We start from the raw sequence: 16,613 nt of genomic DNA, 5'->3' as shown, positions 1-16,613 counted from the left end.
TAAAGCGAAATGATAGATTTTAAACAGTGGAGAGGAGCCTATGCATACGTATTGTGTAATTCCAGATCAGCAGCACGCAGAGCAGTTTTTTGCTTTCGTAGACACCTTGCCGGCTTCTGATGCTGATAAAGAAATCTTTTGTCAAAGCACGATTCAGAAAGTCGAAGTGGATACAATCAAAGGAGGTTGGAACGTTTTTCTATGTAATCGCCAAACTGTTTCGACTGCCTTATTAGAACAAGCGAAAGCCTATTTGACAGAAAACTGCGGTCTTGCTTATGTCAATTTTACCTTTATGCCAGTTGTCAAAGTGGCTTTGTCTGAATATGTGGAACAAGAATGGGAAAAAGTCGTTCAACAACTGGCGCAGCGTGACTTAGGTTTAAAGCATTTACTCATGTCGGCAGAGCGCCGTGTACAGGGAAATCGCCTGCTCTTAGAGACAAGTGGCCAGATGACAGCTTACATGTTAGAGAAAAATCAGGTGCAGTTACGACTGGAAAAATTCTTTTTAAGTGAATTAGGTCAGTCTGTTAGCATCGACATTGCCTGTAATGAAGAAGTACCGCCACCTTCTGACGATGATTTTATTACGCCAGAGTATTTGGAAGCCATACAAGGACATTTGCAAGAAGCGGATAGTAAGAAAGAAGACAGTCCGTTAATTTTCGGTAAGAATTTTAAAGATACATCGGTACCAATTCATGAAATTCAGGAAGAGCAGCGCAATGTGGTCCTTTCGGGTCAAATTGTTAACTTTGATCTAAAAGAGCTTCGTTCGGGCCGGTTTTTATTGACCTTTGATCTGGCTGATGATACAGACGGAATCAGCGGCAAAGCATTTTTTGATACGAAAGAACAGTATGAAAAAGTGGCGGCTGCCCTAAAAAAAGGAATGGCTGTAAAAGTAAAAGGATCTGTACAATATGATAAATTTGCCTTGGAGTTAGTGCTCTTTGCCGATAGCCTTTGTCGCGGCACCGCTAAGGTCAAGCGTTCTGATGAAGCCGCTGAAAAAAGAGTGGAACTTCATGCTCATACTAGAATGAGTACGCTCGATGGTGTTGCTTCGGTAAAAAGTCTGGTGCAGACAGCTGCTGATTGGGGACATCCAGCTATTGCGATTACAGATCATGGCGTCGTACAAGCTTTTCCAGAAGCACAGGAAGTGGCTGAAAAAGCGGGGATAAAGATTATCTATGGGATGGAAGGCTATCTTTGCGAGGAAGATATTACGAAATCAAATCATGTTATTATTTTGGCGAAAAACTTGATCGGTTTACGTAATCTCTATCGGCTAGTATCGATCTCTCATCTAAAATATTTGCATCGCAAACCGCGTCTTCCCCGCCGGGTCTTAGCCGAACATCGTGAAGGCTTGATTATTGGTTCTGCCTGCGAAGCCGGTGAATTAATTCGTGCTATTGTCGCTGGTGCATCAGAGGAAAAATTGTTAGAAATCGCTTCTTTCTACGATTATTTAGAAATACAACCAATCGGTAATAATGAATTTCTAGTCCGTCAGGGAATGGTGCCTGATCATGAAGGCTTGCGGCAGATTAATCGTAAGGTCGTAGAATTGGCTGATAAGTTGAATAAGCTGGTTGTAGCTACTGGCGACGTTCACTTTCTTCATCCTGAAGATGAAGTCTATCGGAAAATTTTAATGTGTGGTCAGCATTATGCCGATGCGGCCCTACAGCCGCCCTTGTATCTTCATACAACAGAAGAAATGCTGATCGAATTTTCCTATTTAGGCAAGGAACGGGCTTACGAAGTTGTTGTCAAGAACCCTCAGGCCGTAGCCGCTTCGGTGGAAGTCTTTAAGCCAATTCCTGATGAACTCTATTCACCGCAGATTCCTGGTGCAGAAGAAGCGATTGAAAGCATGTCCTATGAAAAAGCTAAGGCGCTTTATGGCGAACCTTTGCCGCAAATTGTGGCTGATCGTTTAAAATATGAACTTGATTCGATTATAAATCATGGTTTTGCTGTTTTATATTTGATTGCTCACAAACTTGTAAAAAAATCGCTTGATGATGGTTACCTTGTTGGTTCGCGGGGATCTGTCGGCTCTTCTTTTGTCGCACATATGACGGATATTACAGAAGTAAATTCACTGCCGCCTCACTGGCGCTGCCCGCTATGTAAGCATAGCGAGTTTGTTACCGACGGTACCTATGGCAGTGGTTTCGATTTACCTGATAAGGATTGTCCCACTTGCCATAAACCGATGGCCAAAAACGGCCATGATATTCCCTTTGCGGTTTTTATGGGCTTCCATGGTGATAAAGTTCCTGATATTGATCTTAACTTTTCTGGCGATTATCAGCCTGTGGCTCATAAGTATACAGAAGAGCTTTTTGGTAAGGATAATGTATTTCGTGCTGGAACCATTTCAACGATTGCGGAAAAAACGGCTTATGGGTTTGTGAAAAACTATTATACTGATCGCGGCGAAAATGTGCGAAATGCCCATATTAATCATTTAGTTTCTGGCTGCACTGGCGTAAAACGGACAACAGGCCAGCATCCTGGTGGTATTATGGTTGTCCCGCGCGATATGGATGTGCACCATTTTACACCGATTCAATATCCGGCTGATGATAAAAATTCGTCGACCATTACGACACATTTTGATTATCATTCCATTAGCAGTCGGCTCGTAAAGCTTGATATTCTGGGACATGACGATCCGACAGTGATTCGTATGCTAGAGGATATTACTGGACTTGATGCCAAAACGCTTCCTTTTGATGATGATGCAACAATGAGCCTTTTTTCATCAACAACGGCCTTAAATCTAACGCCTTCTGAGTTGGGTAGTACTGTCGGTACTTTTGGTATTCCTGAATTTGGTACGAAATTTGTGCGGCAGATGCTAGAAGATACGAAACCACAAAAATTTAGTGAACTTGTTCGAATTAGTGGTTTTTCGCATGGAACGGATGTATGGCTGAATAATGCGCAGGATTTGATTAAGGCTGGTACAGCGAAACTTTCAGAAGCCATTTCGGCACGTGATGATATCATGGTTTATCTAATTCATAAGGGCCTTGATCCTTCTGATGCTTTTAAAATTATGGAGAGTGTCCGTAAGGGCAAGGGCGTAAAACCTGATATGGTGGAAAAGATGAAGGCCAAGTCGGTACCTGACTGGTATATTGAATCTTGTCAGAAAATCAAGTACATGTTTCCTAAGGCTCATGCTGTGGCGTATGTTATGATGGCTTATCGGATTGCTTACTGCAAGGTTCATTATCCGCTCGCCTTTTACGCTTCTTATTTTACGGTACGAGCTGACGATTTTGATGCGTCGCTGATTTGTGAAGGTCTACTAGCTATTAAACGCAAGTTGCTAGAATTTGAACAAAAAGGCAATACTTTAGCTGTGAAGGAAAAGAGTCTGCAAACGATCTTAGAAATGGCCTTGGAAATGTATTTACGTGGTTTCACCTTTCATAAGGTAGATCTTTATCGTTCTGATGCAACAAAATTTAGCATTGTTGATAATGGTCTTTTACCGCCATTGGCGGGGCTACAAGGATTAGGCGATAATGCCGCTTTGCACATTGTGCAAGCCCGTGAAGAACGCTCATTTTCTTCTATTGAAGATCTTAGAACTCGTAGTCATATTTCGAAAACGATTATTGAGCTTTTGCGTTCGCAAAACTGCCTGAATGGCATGTCGGAAACCGATCAGATGATGCTTTTTGGTTGAAGCGGCATAGTTGTCACCGATGATCGTTTATGATATAATTACTAGAGTATGAAATCTTAGTTTTCTCGGAGAGTGGGTCTATGCCCACTCTTTCCTCTTATGGGTGATCAGTGATTTAACCAGTATAACAAGTGGCATTATTAGGAAATAATAATTGTAATGTTTTATATGGGGGTTATGAGTGAATGGCAAATGCAAGAGTTGAAGCACTTGTGGAAAGTCTGGTTGTTGAAATTATCCAAGGTCGTGACATGGAAGTCGTTGACGTAGAATATGTAAAAGAACGGGATTGGTTTTTGCGTGTTTATCTTGATAAGCCTGGCGGTGTTGAACTAGAAGACTGCCAATTTGTTAGTGAACAGCTCGAAAATAAACTTGATGAGCTAGACCCTATTCCGGAAAGTTACTATTTGGAAGTTTCTTCACCCGGTCTTGATCGGCAACTGCGAAAAGAGCGGGATTTTGTTCGTCATAAAGGCGATAAGGTAACTGTTCATACTTTTGCGCCGCTCGATGGGCAAAAAAGTTTTGATGGAATTCTGCTTGGCTTGGAAGATGGCTGCATTTTGCTGGATCTTGATGGTGAACGTCGCTCTTTTCCCAAAGACAAGGTTTCGCAAGTTAGATTATACATTGAATTTTAGAGGAAAATTAAATAGGGGGAAAAATAATGAATGCAGAGTTTATGCAGGCTTTTGAAGAATTAGGAAGGGAGAAAGGAATTGCTCCTGTGGTGCTGTTCGATGCCATTGAAGCGGCGTTAATTTCTGCTTATAAACGAAATTTCGGTTCGGCTCAGAATGTGCGCGTGTCATTAGATCGAGTGACTGGCGAGATTCATGTATATGCTCGTAAAACTGTAGTGGAAGCAGTGAAAGATGAGCGTCTGGAGATTGACTTGAAAGATGCCAGAGCTATGGACTGGCGTTATGAGCTTGAAGACGTAGTTGAAATTGAAGTGACGCCGAAAAATTTTGGTCGGATTGCGGCTCAAACAGCTAAACAAGTCGTAGTACAACGGATTCGTGAAGCGGAACGGGGCATTATTTACGAAGAGTTTTCTAGTCGGGAAAGCGATATTGTAACAGGCATTGTACAGCGTATTGAACAGAAAAATGTATTTATTGATCTAGGAAAAGCAGAGGCTATTTTGGCGCCGTCAGAACAGATGGCAGGGGAAGCCTATAAACACGGTGATCGGTTAAAGACATATATTATTGAAGTGAAAAAGACGACAAAAGGGCCGCAAATTATGGTATCTAGAACGCATCCTGGTCTGTTGAAACGTCTGTTTGAATTGGAAGTTCCCGAAATCCATGATGGCATTGTAGAAATTAAATCGGTAGCGAGAGAACCTGGTTTGCGTTCCAAAATTTCGGTTCATTCTCGTGATGAAGATATTGATCCAGTCGGTTCTTGCGTCGGTCATAAAGGCATGCGAGTACAGACAATCGTAAATGAACTAAAAGGCGAAAAAATTGATATTGTAAAATGGAATACTGATCCGGAAAAATATATTGCCAATGCTTTAAGCCCGGCAAAAGTTGTTTCCGTAGAAGTCAATGAAATTGAAAAAGTATCAAAAGTGATTGTGCCTGACTATCAGCTTTCTCTAGCTATTGGCAAAGAAGGTCAGAATGCGCGGCTGGCCGCTAAATTGACAGGCTGGAAAATTGACATCAAGTCAGAATCGCAGGCGCTGGCTGCTGAGGAGTAATCATGATGAAGCAAAAAAAGATACCGCAGCGATTGTGCGTTGGTTGTCAAGAGTTGAAAAACAAAAAAGAGTTGACGCGAATTGTTCGTTCGCCCGAAGGCGAAGTATCGATTGATCCGACTGGTAAGAAAGCTGGGCGAGGCGCCTATGTCTGCAAAAGCAAAGTTTGTTTAGAACAAGCTTTTAAAGGGAAGCGCTTGGAACGCTCGTTAAAACAAGTGATTGATCCGGCGGTGTATCAAGTATTGCTGGAATCGGTGGAACAAGAATGAATGTAAAAAAAATGTTTTCTTTATTTGGCTTAGCGCAAAAAGCAGGAAAAATTGCTTCTGGCGATGCACAAGTGCAAAAAACGGTCAAGGCAGGACAGGCCCATTTGCTCGTAATTGCGCAGGATGCTTCGGAGGCTACAAAAAAAGGCTATAATGATATGGCTTCTTATTATCAGGTGCCTTGTATTACAGCACTGACGAAGGTGGAGCTTGGATTGGCTGTCGGCAAGGGAGAGCGCGCTGCGCTGGTTCTTACAGATAAAGGTTTTTCTAATGCTGTACATAAGGAGTTTAGTCAAATGGGAGAGTAAGAGAAATTTGGGGGTGGCTCAATGTCAAAATACAGAGTCTATGAGTTAGCAAAAGAATATGATACAACAAGTAAAGTTATTATTGATATTTTAACGCGCAATAATATGGTGGCGAAGAACCATATGAGCAGCGTTGATGAGGCGGCGAAAGCTTTGGTTGATCGGACTTTTGCCAGAAAAGCTACACCGACGCCGACGGTACATAAAGAACAGACTGCGCCAAAACAGGCTGTGTCTAACAATTCATCACAGGCAAGACCGCAAGCTGCAAATCGACAAGGACAAAATCCATCAGGTGGACGGCCGCAATATTCGCAGCAACAACGAAGTTACGGTCAGGGCAATCAGCCGCGCCAGCAAACAGGCGCTCCCGGTGTGAAATCGCCTAATAATCAGCATCAAGGCGCCTCGCAACAGAGCGGAACCTACAATAATCGGCCAAATTACCAAGGCCAAAATCGCGGTAATGAACAAAGAAATACAAATAATCGACCGCCTTATAATAATACACAGCGTAGTGGTAATACACAACATAGCGGTAATACGCAACATAGTGGTAATATGCAGCGTAGCGGTAATACGCAGTATAGCGGTAATACACAGCATAATAGTAATACACAACATAATAGTAATACACAACATAATAGTAATACACAACATAGTGGTAATACTCAGCAGCAAGGTACTAATTATCGCCCACAGACGACAAATCGCCCTGCTGGCGGTAATCGACCGGGACAGAATAATAGAAATAATACGCCAGGAAATCGTAACGGAAATCAGCAGTCGCGCAATAATAACTTTGCCGGCCGTGGACAGAATAACAATCAGAATCGGAACCGTCCCCAAAATAATAATCGCCATAGAACACATCAGGCGCCGCCAGCGCCCAAAATGGAAATTCCGAAACCAACCCATATCTTAGTGGGTGAACAGATTAGTGTTAAAAACTTTGCTTCTAAATGCAGCCGTGAAGCTGGTGAAATTATTAAAAAGCTCATGGGGCTTGGCGTTATGGCCACAATTAATCAGGAAATCGACTTTGACACGGCTGTGCTTTTAGGTGCAGAATTTGGTGTGACAGTAGAAGCTTTGCCGCCAGAAGTAGATCCGACAGAAACGCCGGAAGTCATTGATGACCCGAAGGATCTTGTGCCGCGTTCGCCTGTTGTAACTGTTATGGGCCATGTTGACCATGGTAAGACATCGTTGTTGGATTCGATACGTAAAGCGAATGTAACGGCTTCTGAAGCGGGTGGCATTACGCAGCATATCGGTGCCTATCAGGTGAATTATCAAGGCAAACGAATCGTATTTCTTGATACGCCTGGTCATGAAGCCTTTACAGCTATGCGTGCCCGCGGTGCTCAAGTAACAGATATTTCGATTCTCGTTGTAGCGGCTGATGATGGTGTGATGCCTCAGACGATTGAAGCAATTAATCACTCGAAGTCGGCCAATGTACCAATTATCGTAGCCATTAATAAAATGGATCGGACCGGAGCTAATCCTGACCGAGTAAAACAACAGTTAGCAGATCATGGCTTGATTCCAGAAGACTGGGGCGGCGATACCATTATGGTACCCGTTTCAGCTCATCAGAAAAGCGGCATTCCAGAACTATTAGAAATGATTCTTTTAGTTGCTGAAATGCAAGAACTAAAAGCCAATCCAGATCGGATGGCTTATGGTACCATCGTCGAAGCGCAGCTTGACAAAGGTCGTGGCCCTGTTGCTACCGTGCTTGTGCAAAAGGGGACACTTCGTATTGGCGATTCCATTATTGCTGGTACCGCTCATGGTAAAGTAAGAGCTATGGTTAATGACCGCGGTGAAAAAGTAAAAAAAGCGGGTCCGTCTACACCTGTTGAAGTTTTAGGGCTTTCTGATGTGCCGGAAGCAGGCGATATTTTAGAAGCTGTCGATGAAAAAATTGCTCGTGGTATTGCTGAAAAACGATTGGCGAAAAAGCGTACAGAAGAAATGCAACAGTCTTCGAAAGTTTCCTTGGAAGATATTTTCAAGCAAATTCAAGAAGGTAATTTAAAAGAGTTAAATATTGTTGTAAAAGCGGATGTACAAGGCTCTATTGAGGCGCTGAAACAAGCGCTCTTGAATCTGAAAAATGATGAAGTACGTGTAAATGTAATTCATGCGGCTGTCGGCGCCATTAACGAATCTGATGTCATGTTGGCTTCTGCATCAAATACACTCATTATCGGTTTTAATGTACGTCCTGACAATAATGCACGTAAAGCGGCGGAAGCAGAAAAAGTAGATATCCGTACGTATCGTGTAATTTATGATGCCATTAATGATGTACAGGCGGCTATTACTGGTATGCTCGCACCTACCTTTAAAGAGAATGTGCTTGGTCGTGTGGAAGTGCGTAAAGTCTTTACGATTTCCTCAGTTACGATTGCTGGTTCTTACGTACTTGAAGGCAAAATCACGAATAAATCGCAAGTTCGAATTATTCGCGATGGCATTGTTATTCATGAAGGCGTTGTGGATGGACTGAAACGCTTTAAAGATGATGCGAAAGAAGTAGCAACTGGTTATGAATGTGGCGTTACTGTGGAAAAATTCCGCGATATTAAGGAAGGCGATATTATTGAAGCCTTCGTTATGGAAGAAGTAAAACCATCCGTCCAGTCGTAAGAAAGGAAGGAAAAAGTGATGGGTCAACTGCGCGTTGAAAAAGTACAGGAACTTATTAAACAAGAATTAAGCAAAATGATTCTCACAGAGCTGAAAGATCCCCGAATTGGCTTTGTTACCGTAACACAGGTAGAGGCTACAGGAGATTTGCGCAGTGCGAAGGTATACTTAAGCCTCATGGGCAGTGATGAAGAAAAGGCTGCTACGTGGGAGGGCTTGCAACGAGCTCTCGGCCATATGCGTTCTGAAGTGGGCAAACGCATTCGCCTGCGTATGACACCGGAATTGACGCTCCATCTTGATGAATCATTAAATTATAGTGATCATATACAAAAACTTCTGTTGAAGATTAAGGCGGAAGAAGGCGGTCAATAAGATGAAGGTTACAGCAGCAAAAGTGCATGAGCTTTTTGCCGAGGCCCAGCATATTGTTTTGACGCCTCATGTGCACCCAGACGGAGATTGTCTGGGTGCAATGCTAGGTCTTTATTTTTACTTATGTCAACAAGGGAAAAAAGTAGACATGCTGCTTGACGATATTGTCCCGCCCTATCTTTTTTTTCTTCCCGGCCATGAGAATATTTTTCAGCCTGTTTCACCGGTTCAGGCGGATCTTCTTGTCGTCCTTGATGCTAGTGATGAAGAACGCCTAGGCAAAGTCAAGGAAACTGTGAAGGCGCCAGTGCTAAATATTGATCATCACGTATCAAATACGGCTTTTGCGGACTATCTCTTTTTGGATACAGCGGCTTCGGCCACCTCAGAAATTATTTACGGATTACTTAGAGAAACGAAAGCAGTTGTTTCGGCTGATATGGCTGTTTGTCTTTATACCGGGATTGCTACAGACTCTGGCTTCTTCCGATATACCAACACTTCACCGCAGACGATGCGTTTTGCTGCCGAACTGATGGAGGCTGGAGCGCAGCCCCATAAAATTGCCGAAACGCTAGAATTGCGTTCGGTAGAAAGTCTTACTACTATGGCAGATATTCTTAAAACGCTGGAATTTTTTGCTGATAATCAAATTGCTTTTTTGACGGCATCGCCAGAAGTTTTAGCCAAAGGCAGTGATCATACCGAGGGGCTAATCAATTATCCGCGCAGTATAGAGGGAGTAGAGGTTTCTGCTTTATTCAAAGTAGTTGATGAACAGACTGTTCGGATCAGTATGCGCTCTAAACACGTCGATGTCAGTAAAATTGCTTTGGCTCTTGGCGGCGGCGGTCATGTACGGGCAGCAGGGTGCACCTTTATAGGCACTATCTCTGCAGCCAAAGAAATGATATGTAAGCTAGCGGTTCGGGAATTGGAGAATAAGGAATGACAAGTGGGTTTCTGAATTTTTTAAAGCCGCCAGGTATGACATCGCATGATGTCGTTTCTTTTGTGCGGCGCACCTATGGTCTAAAAAAAGTGGGGCATGCCGGAACACTTGATCCGGCAGCGGCCGGAGTGTTACCTGTCGCCATAGGGCAGGCTACACGCCTCATTGAATATATGACAAATGCCAATAAACAGTATCGTGTTGAACTTACTTTCGGCTATGAGACTGACTCTGGTGATGAAGCTGGTCAGATTACAGCTAAAAGTCCTGTGCGTAAGCTCGGTGAACAAGAGATTCAAGCCGCTTTGGCTGCTTTTCTGGGCACCATTGAACAAACACCGCCGATTTATTCCGCTATTAAACAAGGCGGGAAAAAACTTTATGAACTAGCGCGGGAAGGAAAAACAGTCGAAGTGCCTAGTCGTAAAGTCGAAATTGAGGCAATTGATCTTCTGGCAGTTCAAGAGCAAAGTGTTTTATTTGATGTAATTTGTTCGAAAGGCACTTACATCAGGTCTTTAGGCAGGGATTTAGCAAGAAGCCTGCACATGCACGGTACGGTTACCTTCTTACTTCGAACTGCTGTCGGCGGATTTTCAATTGCTTCAGCTGCTACAGCGGAGGAAATAGCGAAAGAGCCTCTTAAATATCTTGTAGCGCCTAGCCAGGTACTTAGAGATTTGCCGATGCGTCAGCTAAATGATAAGGAAGCTGACGATTTTATTCACGGTCGCTTTCTGCTTTTATCTGGAGCAGTTGGTACAACTTACGCAGTTTTTACGAAGCAGGGAGACTTGCTAGGAATTGGCAAACAGTCGGATTGCGGTAAAAAGCTTTTGCCGCAAAAAGTTCTAGGAGCTGAGGAGAGACTCTAAGATGAAGATATACAAAAGTTTGGCAGATTTGCCGACGCAGCTTTCCCCTGCGGCCATTGCCTTAGGGACTTTTGACGGATTGCACATTGGTCATCGCCAGCTTGTGGAAAAAGTAATTACTTCGGCAAAAGAGTCAGGCGGAGTTAGCGTTTTATTTACTTTCAGTAATCATCCCCGCGCTATTCTTTTCCCAGATCATTCGCCAAAACTTTTAATGACCCAAGAGCGTAAAGCGCAGCTACTAGCAGATATGGGGCTAGATATACTTGTGACGATTCCTTTTACCGAAGAGTTTTTTAAAATTACGCCGCAGAATTTTGTTGCGTTGCTTGTGGAGAGTCTTCAGCCCTATTTAATTGTCATTGGTGACAATTATTCCTATGGTTATAAGGGACAAGGCAATAGCGAAATGATGCGCCAAGCCGGTCAGCTCTTGGGGTTTGCCGTTGAGGTTTTTGCTATGGTTACGAAAGACGGTGCCACTGTTAGTTCTACTTTAATTCGCAGTTTGTTAACAGACGGAAAAGTACAGGAAGCGATGAACTTTCTTGGCAGGCCCTATGAATTGCAGGGGCTTGTCGTTACTGGTGATCAGCGTGGCCGTCTGCTCGGGTTTCCCACCGCGAATGTTGCGGTAGATCCAAGTATATTATTACCTGCTGACGGTGTTTATGCGGTAACTATGAAAGTGGCTGAAATGGTTTACCAAGGAGTGGCTAACATTGGTTCAAATCCTACTTTTCATGGTGAAGAGCGGCGCCTAGAAGTATTTTTGCTGGATTTTTCGGGAAGTTTGTACGGGCAGGAAGTTTCTGTATTTATGCAGGAACATTTACGCCAAGAAATCACTTTTTCAGATGTTAATGCTTTAATTGCGCAAATGGAAATAGATATACAAAAGGCTCGCAAATTTTTCTCTAAGGGCTAGCTTTACTTTTGCAAAGACCTATGCTAAAATAAGCAAGGATTCGAAGGAAACCATAGCGAGGGTCGTCGATTCTCCAGCGATGTTCTTGGCTATTGGCGATTCTAATGACTTTAAGGAGGCTTTTTTATTATGTTAACACCAGAATTAAAACAACAGCTAATTGAAACCTATCGTGTTCATGAAAGTGACACGGGATCACCGGAAGTACAAATTGCAATTCTTACGGAAAGAATTAACTACTTGACGAATCATTTGAAAGAACATAAGAAAGATCATCATTCTCGTCGTGGTCTTTTGAAAATGGTTGGTCAGCGTCGTGGTTTGCTGAACTATCTTCGCAAAACTGAAATCGAACGTTACCGCACCATTATTGAAAAATTACATCTTCGCAAGTAAAAAAAAGCGGCTTAGACCGCTTTTTTATTATATGGGAAAGAATATGGCCTGTTTCCTTTTTCTCTTGTTTAATTTCTTGGAAACAGGAAATAATAAGAAAAATGTCGAAGAGATTATCTTTGGATAAAGAAATGGGTTAGAAAAAGAGGAGGATTATCGGGTATGCATAGTTTTTCTATTGAAATAGGTGGGCGTGAGCTGACCGTAGAGACAGGCAAGATGGCAAAACAAGCAAACGGCGCCGTTCTTGTCCGTTATGGCGATACGGCTGTTCTTGTTACAGCTACTGCTTCAGCAGCGCCGCGCGAAGGCGTTGACTTTTTTCCTTTGACAGTGGATTATGAGGAAAAACTTTATTCTGTAGGGAAAATTCCTGGAGGATTTATTAAACGGGAAGGGCGTCCTAGTGAGTCGGCAATCTTAACTTGCCGCTTGATTGACCGCCCCATTCGTCCCTTATTTGCGGAAGGTTTCCGTAATGACGTACAAATCATTGCAACAGTTTTATCAGTTGAACAGGATAATCCGCCAGATATGGCCGCGATGATCGGTGCTTCCTGCGCCTTAAGTATTTCGGATATTCCCTTTAATGGTCCGATCGGTGGGGTGCGTATTGGTCTGATTGATGGCGAATATATTGTGAATCCTAGTGTGGATCAGCAAGCGAAAAGCGAATTAAATCTGGCTGTAGCTGGTACGAAAGATGCCGTGTTGATGGTAGAAGCCGGCGCTCATGAACTCAGCGAAGAAACCGTGTTAGAAGCAATTATGTTTGGCCATAAAGTCATTCAAGAACTCGTGGCATTCCAGGAGAAAATGATGGCCGAAGTGGGCAAAGAAAAAATGGAAGTAAAACTCTTTGCTGTAGATCCTGAAATCGATGCGGCTGTACGTGCCTATTTGACAGATCCGTTAACAGAGGCTGTAAAGCATCCTGATAAACAGATCCGCGAAGAACAGATTCAGACAGTGAAAAGTCAGGCAGCGGAACACTTTGCAGAAGTCTATCCGGAAAACGGCAAGGCTGTAAGCTATGTAATGCAAAAGCTCTTAAAACAAATTGTACGCCGCATGATTACTGTTGATAAAATTCGTCCTGATGGTCGTGCGCTAGAAGAAGTTCGTCCAATTACTTGCGAAGTTGGCTTACTCGCGAGAACGCATGGTTCAGCGCTCTTTACGCGTGGGCAAACGCAAGCCTTAACTTTGACTACTCTCGGCGCTTTAGGCGACGCTCAGATTTTAGACGGTGTTGGCGTGGAAGATTCGAAGCGCTACATGCATCACTACAACTTCCCACCTTATAGCACTGGCGAAACACGACCGCAGCGTAGTCCTGGTCGCCGTGAAATCGGTCATGGCGCCTTGGCAGAACGAGCCTTGTTACCAGTTATTCCATCAGAAACTGAGTTTCCTTATGCCATTCGACTTGTATCAGAAATTTTAGAATCAAATGGTTCTAGTTCTATGGCCAGTGTCTGCGGCAGCAGTTTGTCTTTGATGGATGCTGGTGTTCCTATTAAACGGCCTGTAGCCGGTGTGGCGATGGGGCTTGTAAAAGACGGCGAGCACTTCACTATTTTGACGGATATTCAAGGGATGGAAGATGCGCTCGGCGATATGGACTTTAAGGTAGCTGGCACAGATCAAGGGATTACAGCGATTCAGATGGATATTAAAATTGCCGGTATTACGCGAGAAATTCTTCAAGCGGCTTTGGAACAAGCCAAACGAGGCCGTATGCATATTCGCGGGAAAATGCTTGAAGCGCTTTCTGTACCACGCAGTGAGCTTTCTGCTTACGCGCCACGCATTATTACTATGCAGATTCATCCTGATAAAATTCGCGATGTAATTGGGCCAGGTGGTAAGATTATCAAAAAGATTATTGAAGAAACAGGCGTTACCATTGATATTGAAGATGATGGTAAAGTCTTTATTGCTGCTGTGCAGCGCGAAGCTGGCGATAAGGCTGTTGCTTGGATTGAGAATCTCGTACGCGATGTAGAAGTTGGCGGTATTTATAATGGCAAGGTAACACGTCTCATGAATTTCGGCGCTTTTGTGGAAATCTTGCCAGGGAAAGAAGGACTTGTTCATATTTCCCAATTAGCCAAGGAACGAGTGGCTAAGGTTGAAGATGTTGTTGCTGTCGGTGATGAAATTCAGGTTAAAGTCACTGAAATTGATCGTCAGGGCCGTGTAAATCTTTCACACAAAGAGCTTTTATTGCAGCAAGAAAAAGAACAAAGTAGCGATAAAGCCGAATAATAACAGAAGAATCAGCTGATAGCTGGTTCTTTTTTTATATAAATATTTTGCCTACAAATTGTTTTGAATGGTTATTTTTTTCACAAATATTTAAAAATATAGACTATATAGATAAAAAGTTTTATAATGAAATTGTTGGATTACTGGTCTGACCATCAGGTCTCTTTCCTTAATCGAATGATGAAAGGAGGCTTGGATATAGGGGAGAAACAGTTACAGAAAAGGGTATGAGCGGTCAGAAAGGCGTCTAGCGTTTACACAGAGTGATTTATGGAAAATCGCCATCGTTTTTTTCGTCACAGATAAAAGAATAAGTGAGGGGATTCAATATTATGTGGCAAATTGTCCAACATCCGCTTGGCATTGGATTATCAGCTCTTGTAGCTTTTATTCCACTCTTATGGCTTTTGTTAAGTCTTGGCGTATGGAAAATGCCGGCTCATAAGACCTGCTTTATTGCTATGGTTCTAAGTATGGCTCTCGCGGCTCTTGCCTGGCAAATGCCAGTTAGTCTGGTAATAACAGGCGCTTTAGACGGAGCTGTTTTGGCTATCTGGCCAATTCTATGGGTTATTTTTGCAGCTATTTTTACTTATAATATGACGCTACAAACAGGGGCAATGGATAAAATTAAAGGTGTCATGGCTAGCTTTTCCAGTGACCGCCGTGTCCAGGCGCTCTTAATCGCTTGGGGCTTCGGCGCTTTTTTGGAAGCGGCTGCCGGGTTTGGTACGGCTGTTGCAATTCCAGCTGCCATCCTAATCAGTTTAGGATTTCATCCTTTTTTCGCCTCTGTCATCTGCTTGATTGCCAATACAGTGCCAGTTGCTTTTGGCGCTGTAGGGATTCCTGTAATTACCTTGGCTAAAGTAGCTGATCTTGATGTACTTAGATTGACTTTAGACTGTGCGATTCAGTTAACTCCTTTCGTAATTGTAATACCACTTGCGCTAATTTGGATTATGACAAAAAGTGTTTCCGGTTTTAAAGGGGTCACTGGTATGGCGATTGCTGCCGGGTTTGCTTTTGCCGTGCCGCAATTGATTATTGCCGCTTATATGGGACCGGAACTCACATCCATTGTTGGATCTGTTTGCTCAATGGCTGTCATTGTTCTTTGGAATAAAATATCGCCGCCTGCTGAGGATTGGCGTTTCCCTGATGAAGCAAATACGGCGCAGAAAAAAGTTGTTTTTGAAACGACTTTTAAAGAGCAATGTATTGCTTGGTCACCTTATGTACTTTTATTTGTGTTTATTTTAGGAACGAACAACGCCGTTTGGCCGGCTGTAAGCAAAATGCTGGGAACCATTCAATCTTCCGTGCAGATTTATTACGGACCAGGCGGCAAGCCTATGTCGATTGCCTGGATTTTAACACCTGGCACGTTAATTTTGCTAGGCGCACTGATTGGCGGCTTATTGCAAGGTGCTTCTGGCAGCGATTTGGGTGCTGTTTTCAAAAAAACCTGCGTACAACTTCAGAAAACAACAATTACAGTTGTTTCGATTGTTGCTTTGGCTAAAGTTATGGGTTATGCTGGCATGGTATCGGATATTGCCTTTGCTCTTGCCCAAACTACAGGCAGCTTTTATCCCTTTATTGCACCGATTATCGGCGCTCTTGGCACTTTTGTTACTGGCAGTGATACAAATGCCAATGTCTTGTTTGGCGCTTTACAAAAACAGACAGCGATTCAAATTGGCGCCGATCCAACCTGGATCACAGCTTCCAATACAAGCGGCGCTACAGCTGGCAAGATGATTTCGCCGCAAAGTATTGCTATTGCTACATCGGCGACCGGGCAAGTCGGAATTGAAGGCGATATTCTTCGTGCTACAGCTGGATATTGTTTACTTTATACGCTGCTGTTAGGGGCTTGGGTATATTTCGTAAACGCTACTCATCTCTTTTTATAAAAATCATAGTAGCGATGAAGATTTATCGGATAGGGATCAAATTTATTGTAAAATATCGCAAAGACTTGAATGAAGGCAAAGAATTTGCTAAATACTGCCTATAAGGCTCAATAAGAAGTTTTTTTGCCGAATTTCTCTGATAGACAAAAAATAGTAAACAAAGTATTCTGAGAGTAAGGAAAATTGGTAATACCACTTTACCACTTATAAAAAAG

General features: G+C 43.0%; 13 protein-coding genes. All 13 read left to right on the top strand.

Going from position 1 to position 16,613, the window contains the following annotated elements; genetic code table 11:
• The first annotated feature begins 40 nt into the window (after nt 1-40).
• Nucleotides 41-3,721 carry a PolC-type DNA polymerase III gene (locus AC0MXB_RS05805; protein WP_474038660.1) on the top strand — a complete coding sequence of 1,227 codons (3,681 nt, stop codon included), beginning with the start codon at nt 41-43 and terminating at the stop codon, nt 3,719-3,721.
• A 185-nt stretch (nt 3,722-3,906) separates the two neighbouring features.
• The gene (locus tag AC0MXB_RS05800; RefSeq protein WP_474038659.1) at nt 3,907-4,365 is read left to right on the top strand and encodes a ribosome maturation factor RimP; all 459 of its coding nucleotides are present in this window, start codon (nt 3,907-3,909) and stop codon (nt 4,363-4,365) included.
• A gap of 26 nt (nt 4,366-4,391) precedes the next feature.
• A complete protein-coding gene (gene nusA, locus AC0MXB_RS05795) occupies nt 4,392-5,438 on the top strand; it encodes a transcription termination factor NusA (protein ID WP_474038658.1) in 1,047 nt (348 codons plus the stop codon).
• 2 nt (nt 5,439-5,440) lie between these two features.
• Entirely contained in the window at nt 5,441-5,710 is a 270-nt protein-coding gene (rnpM, locus tag AC0MXB_RS05790) for an RNase P modulator RnpM (RefSeq protein WP_474038657.1), read from the top strand.
• Nucleotides 5,707-6,021, top strand: coding sequence for a L7Ae/L30e/S12e/Gadd45 family ribosomal protein (locus AC0MXB_RS05785; protein WP_474038656.1), 315 nt, complete (start codon nt 5,707-5,709; stop codon nt 6,019-6,021). The genes rnpM and AC0MXB_RS05785 overlap by 4 nt, the downstream gene beginning before the upstream one ends.
• A 21-nt stretch (nt 6,022-6,042) precedes the next feature.
• Nucleotides 6,043-8,682 carry a translation initiation factor IF-2 gene (infB, locus tag AC0MXB_RS05780; RefSeq protein WP_474038655.1) on the top strand — a complete coding sequence of 880 codons (2,640 nt, stop codon included), beginning with the start codon at nt 6,043-6,045 and terminating at the stop codon, nt 8,680-8,682.
• A gap of 18 nt (nt 8,683-8,700) precedes the next feature.
• Nucleotides 8,701-9,057 (top strand): 30S ribosome-binding factor RbfA, encoded by a 357-nt coding sequence (gene rbfA / locus AC0MXB_RS05775; protein WP_474038751.1) that lies wholly within the window; start codon nt 8,701-8,703, stop codon nt 9,055-9,057.
• Between the two features lies 1 nt (nt 9,058).
• Nucleotides 9,059-10,009: a DHH family phosphoesterase gene (locus tag AC0MXB_RS05770; protein ID WP_474038654.1), complete on the top strand. Its 951-nt coding sequence runs from the start codon at nt 9,059-9,061 to the stop codon at nt 10,007-10,009.
• The gene (gene truB / locus AC0MXB_RS05765) at nt 10,006-10,884 is read left to right on the top strand and encodes a tRNA pseudouridine(55) synthase TruB (RefSeq protein ID WP_474038653.1); all 879 of its coding nucleotides are present in this window, start codon (nt 10,006-10,008) and stop codon (nt 10,882-10,884) included. The genes AC0MXB_RS05770 and truB overlap by 4 nt, the downstream gene beginning before the upstream one ends.
• 1 nt (nt 10,885) lies before the next feature.
• On the top strand, nt 10,886-11,812 hold the full coding sequence (locus AC0MXB_RS05760) for a bifunctional riboflavin kinase/FAD synthetase (RefSeq protein ID WP_474038652.1): 927 nt from the start codon (nt 10,886-10,888) through the stop codon (nt 11,810-11,812).
• A 129-nt stretch (nt 11,813-11,941) separates the two neighbouring features.
• Nucleotides 11,942-12,208, top strand: a complete 267-nt coding sequence (rpsO, locus tag AC0MXB_RS05755) for a 30S ribosomal protein S15 (protein WP_474038651.1) — start codon at nt 11,942-11,944, stop codon at nt 12,206-12,208.
• Nucleotides 12,209-12,370: 162 nt separating this feature from the next.
• On the top strand, nt 12,371-14,479 hold the full coding sequence (locus tag AC0MXB_RS05750; RefSeq protein ID WP_474038650.1) for a polyribonucleotide nucleotidyltransferase: 2,109 nt from the start codon (nt 12,371-12,373) through the stop codon (nt 14,477-14,479).
• Nucleotides 14,480-14,811: 332 nt separating this feature from the next.
• Nucleotides 14,812-16,398: an L-lactate permease gene (locus AC0MXB_RS05745; RefSeq protein ID WP_474038649.1), complete on the top strand. Its 1,587-nt coding sequence runs from the start codon at nt 14,812-14,814 to the stop codon at nt 16,396-16,398.
• The last annotated feature ends 215 nt before the right edge of the window (nt 16,399-16,613 follow it).

Source organism: Pelorhabdus sp. sgz311001 (assembly GCF_055901755.1).
Note: the sequence above shows the minus strand (reverse complement) of the source record. Positions and strands in the feature narration are given on the sequence as shown.

Excerpts from the sequence above, each read along its gene's own strand:
- AC0MXB_RS05805 (WP_474038660.1), top strand. The coding sequence starts at position 41 with ATGCATACGTATTGTGTAATTCCAGATCAGCAGCACGCAGAGCAGTTT.
- AC0MXB_RS05800 (WP_474038659.1), top strand. The coding sequence starts at position 3,907 with ATGGCAAATGCAAGAGTTGAAGCACTTGTGGAAAGTCTGGTTGTTGAA.
- nusA (WP_474038658.1), top strand. The coding sequence starts at position 4,392 with ATGAATGCAGAGTTTATGCAGGCTTTTGAAGAATTAGGAAGGGAGAAA.
- rnpM (WP_474038657.1), top strand. The coding sequence starts at position 5,441 with ATGATGAAGCAAAAAAAGATACCGCAGCGATTGTGCGTTGGTTGTCAA.
- AC0MXB_RS05785 (WP_474038656.1), top strand. The coding sequence starts at position 5,707 with ATGAATGTAAAAAAAATGTTTTCTTTATTTGGCTTAGCGCAAAAAGCA.
- infB (WP_474038655.1), top strand. The coding sequence starts at position 6,043 with ATGTCAAAATACAGAGTCTATGAGTTAGCAAAAGAATATGATACAACA.
- rbfA (WP_474038751.1), top strand. The coding sequence starts at position 8,701 with ATGGGTCAACTGCGCGTTGAAAAAGTACAGGAACTTATTAAACAAGAA.
- AC0MXB_RS05770 (WP_474038654.1), top strand. The coding sequence starts at position 9,059 with ATGAAGGTTACAGCAGCAAAAGTGCATGAGCTTTTTGCCGAGGCCCAG.
- truB (WP_474038653.1), top strand. The coding sequence starts at position 10,006 with ATGACAAGTGGGTTTCTGAATTTTTTAAAGCCGCCAGGTATGACATCG.
- AC0MXB_RS05760 (WP_474038652.1), top strand. The coding sequence starts at position 10,886 with ATGAAGATATACAAAAGTTTGGCAGATTTGCCGACGCAGCTTTCCCCT.
- rpsO (WP_474038651.1), top strand. The coding sequence starts at position 11,942 with ATGTTAACACCAGAATTAAAACAACAGCTAATTGAAACCTATCGTGTT.
- AC0MXB_RS05750 (WP_474038650.1), top strand. The coding sequence starts at position 12,371 with ATGCATAGTTTTTCTATTGAAATAGGTGGGCGTGAGCTGACCGTAGAG.
- AC0MXB_RS05745 (WP_474038649.1), top strand. The coding sequence starts at position 14,812 with ATGTGGCAAATTGTCCAACATCCGCTTGGCATTGGATTATCAGCTCTT.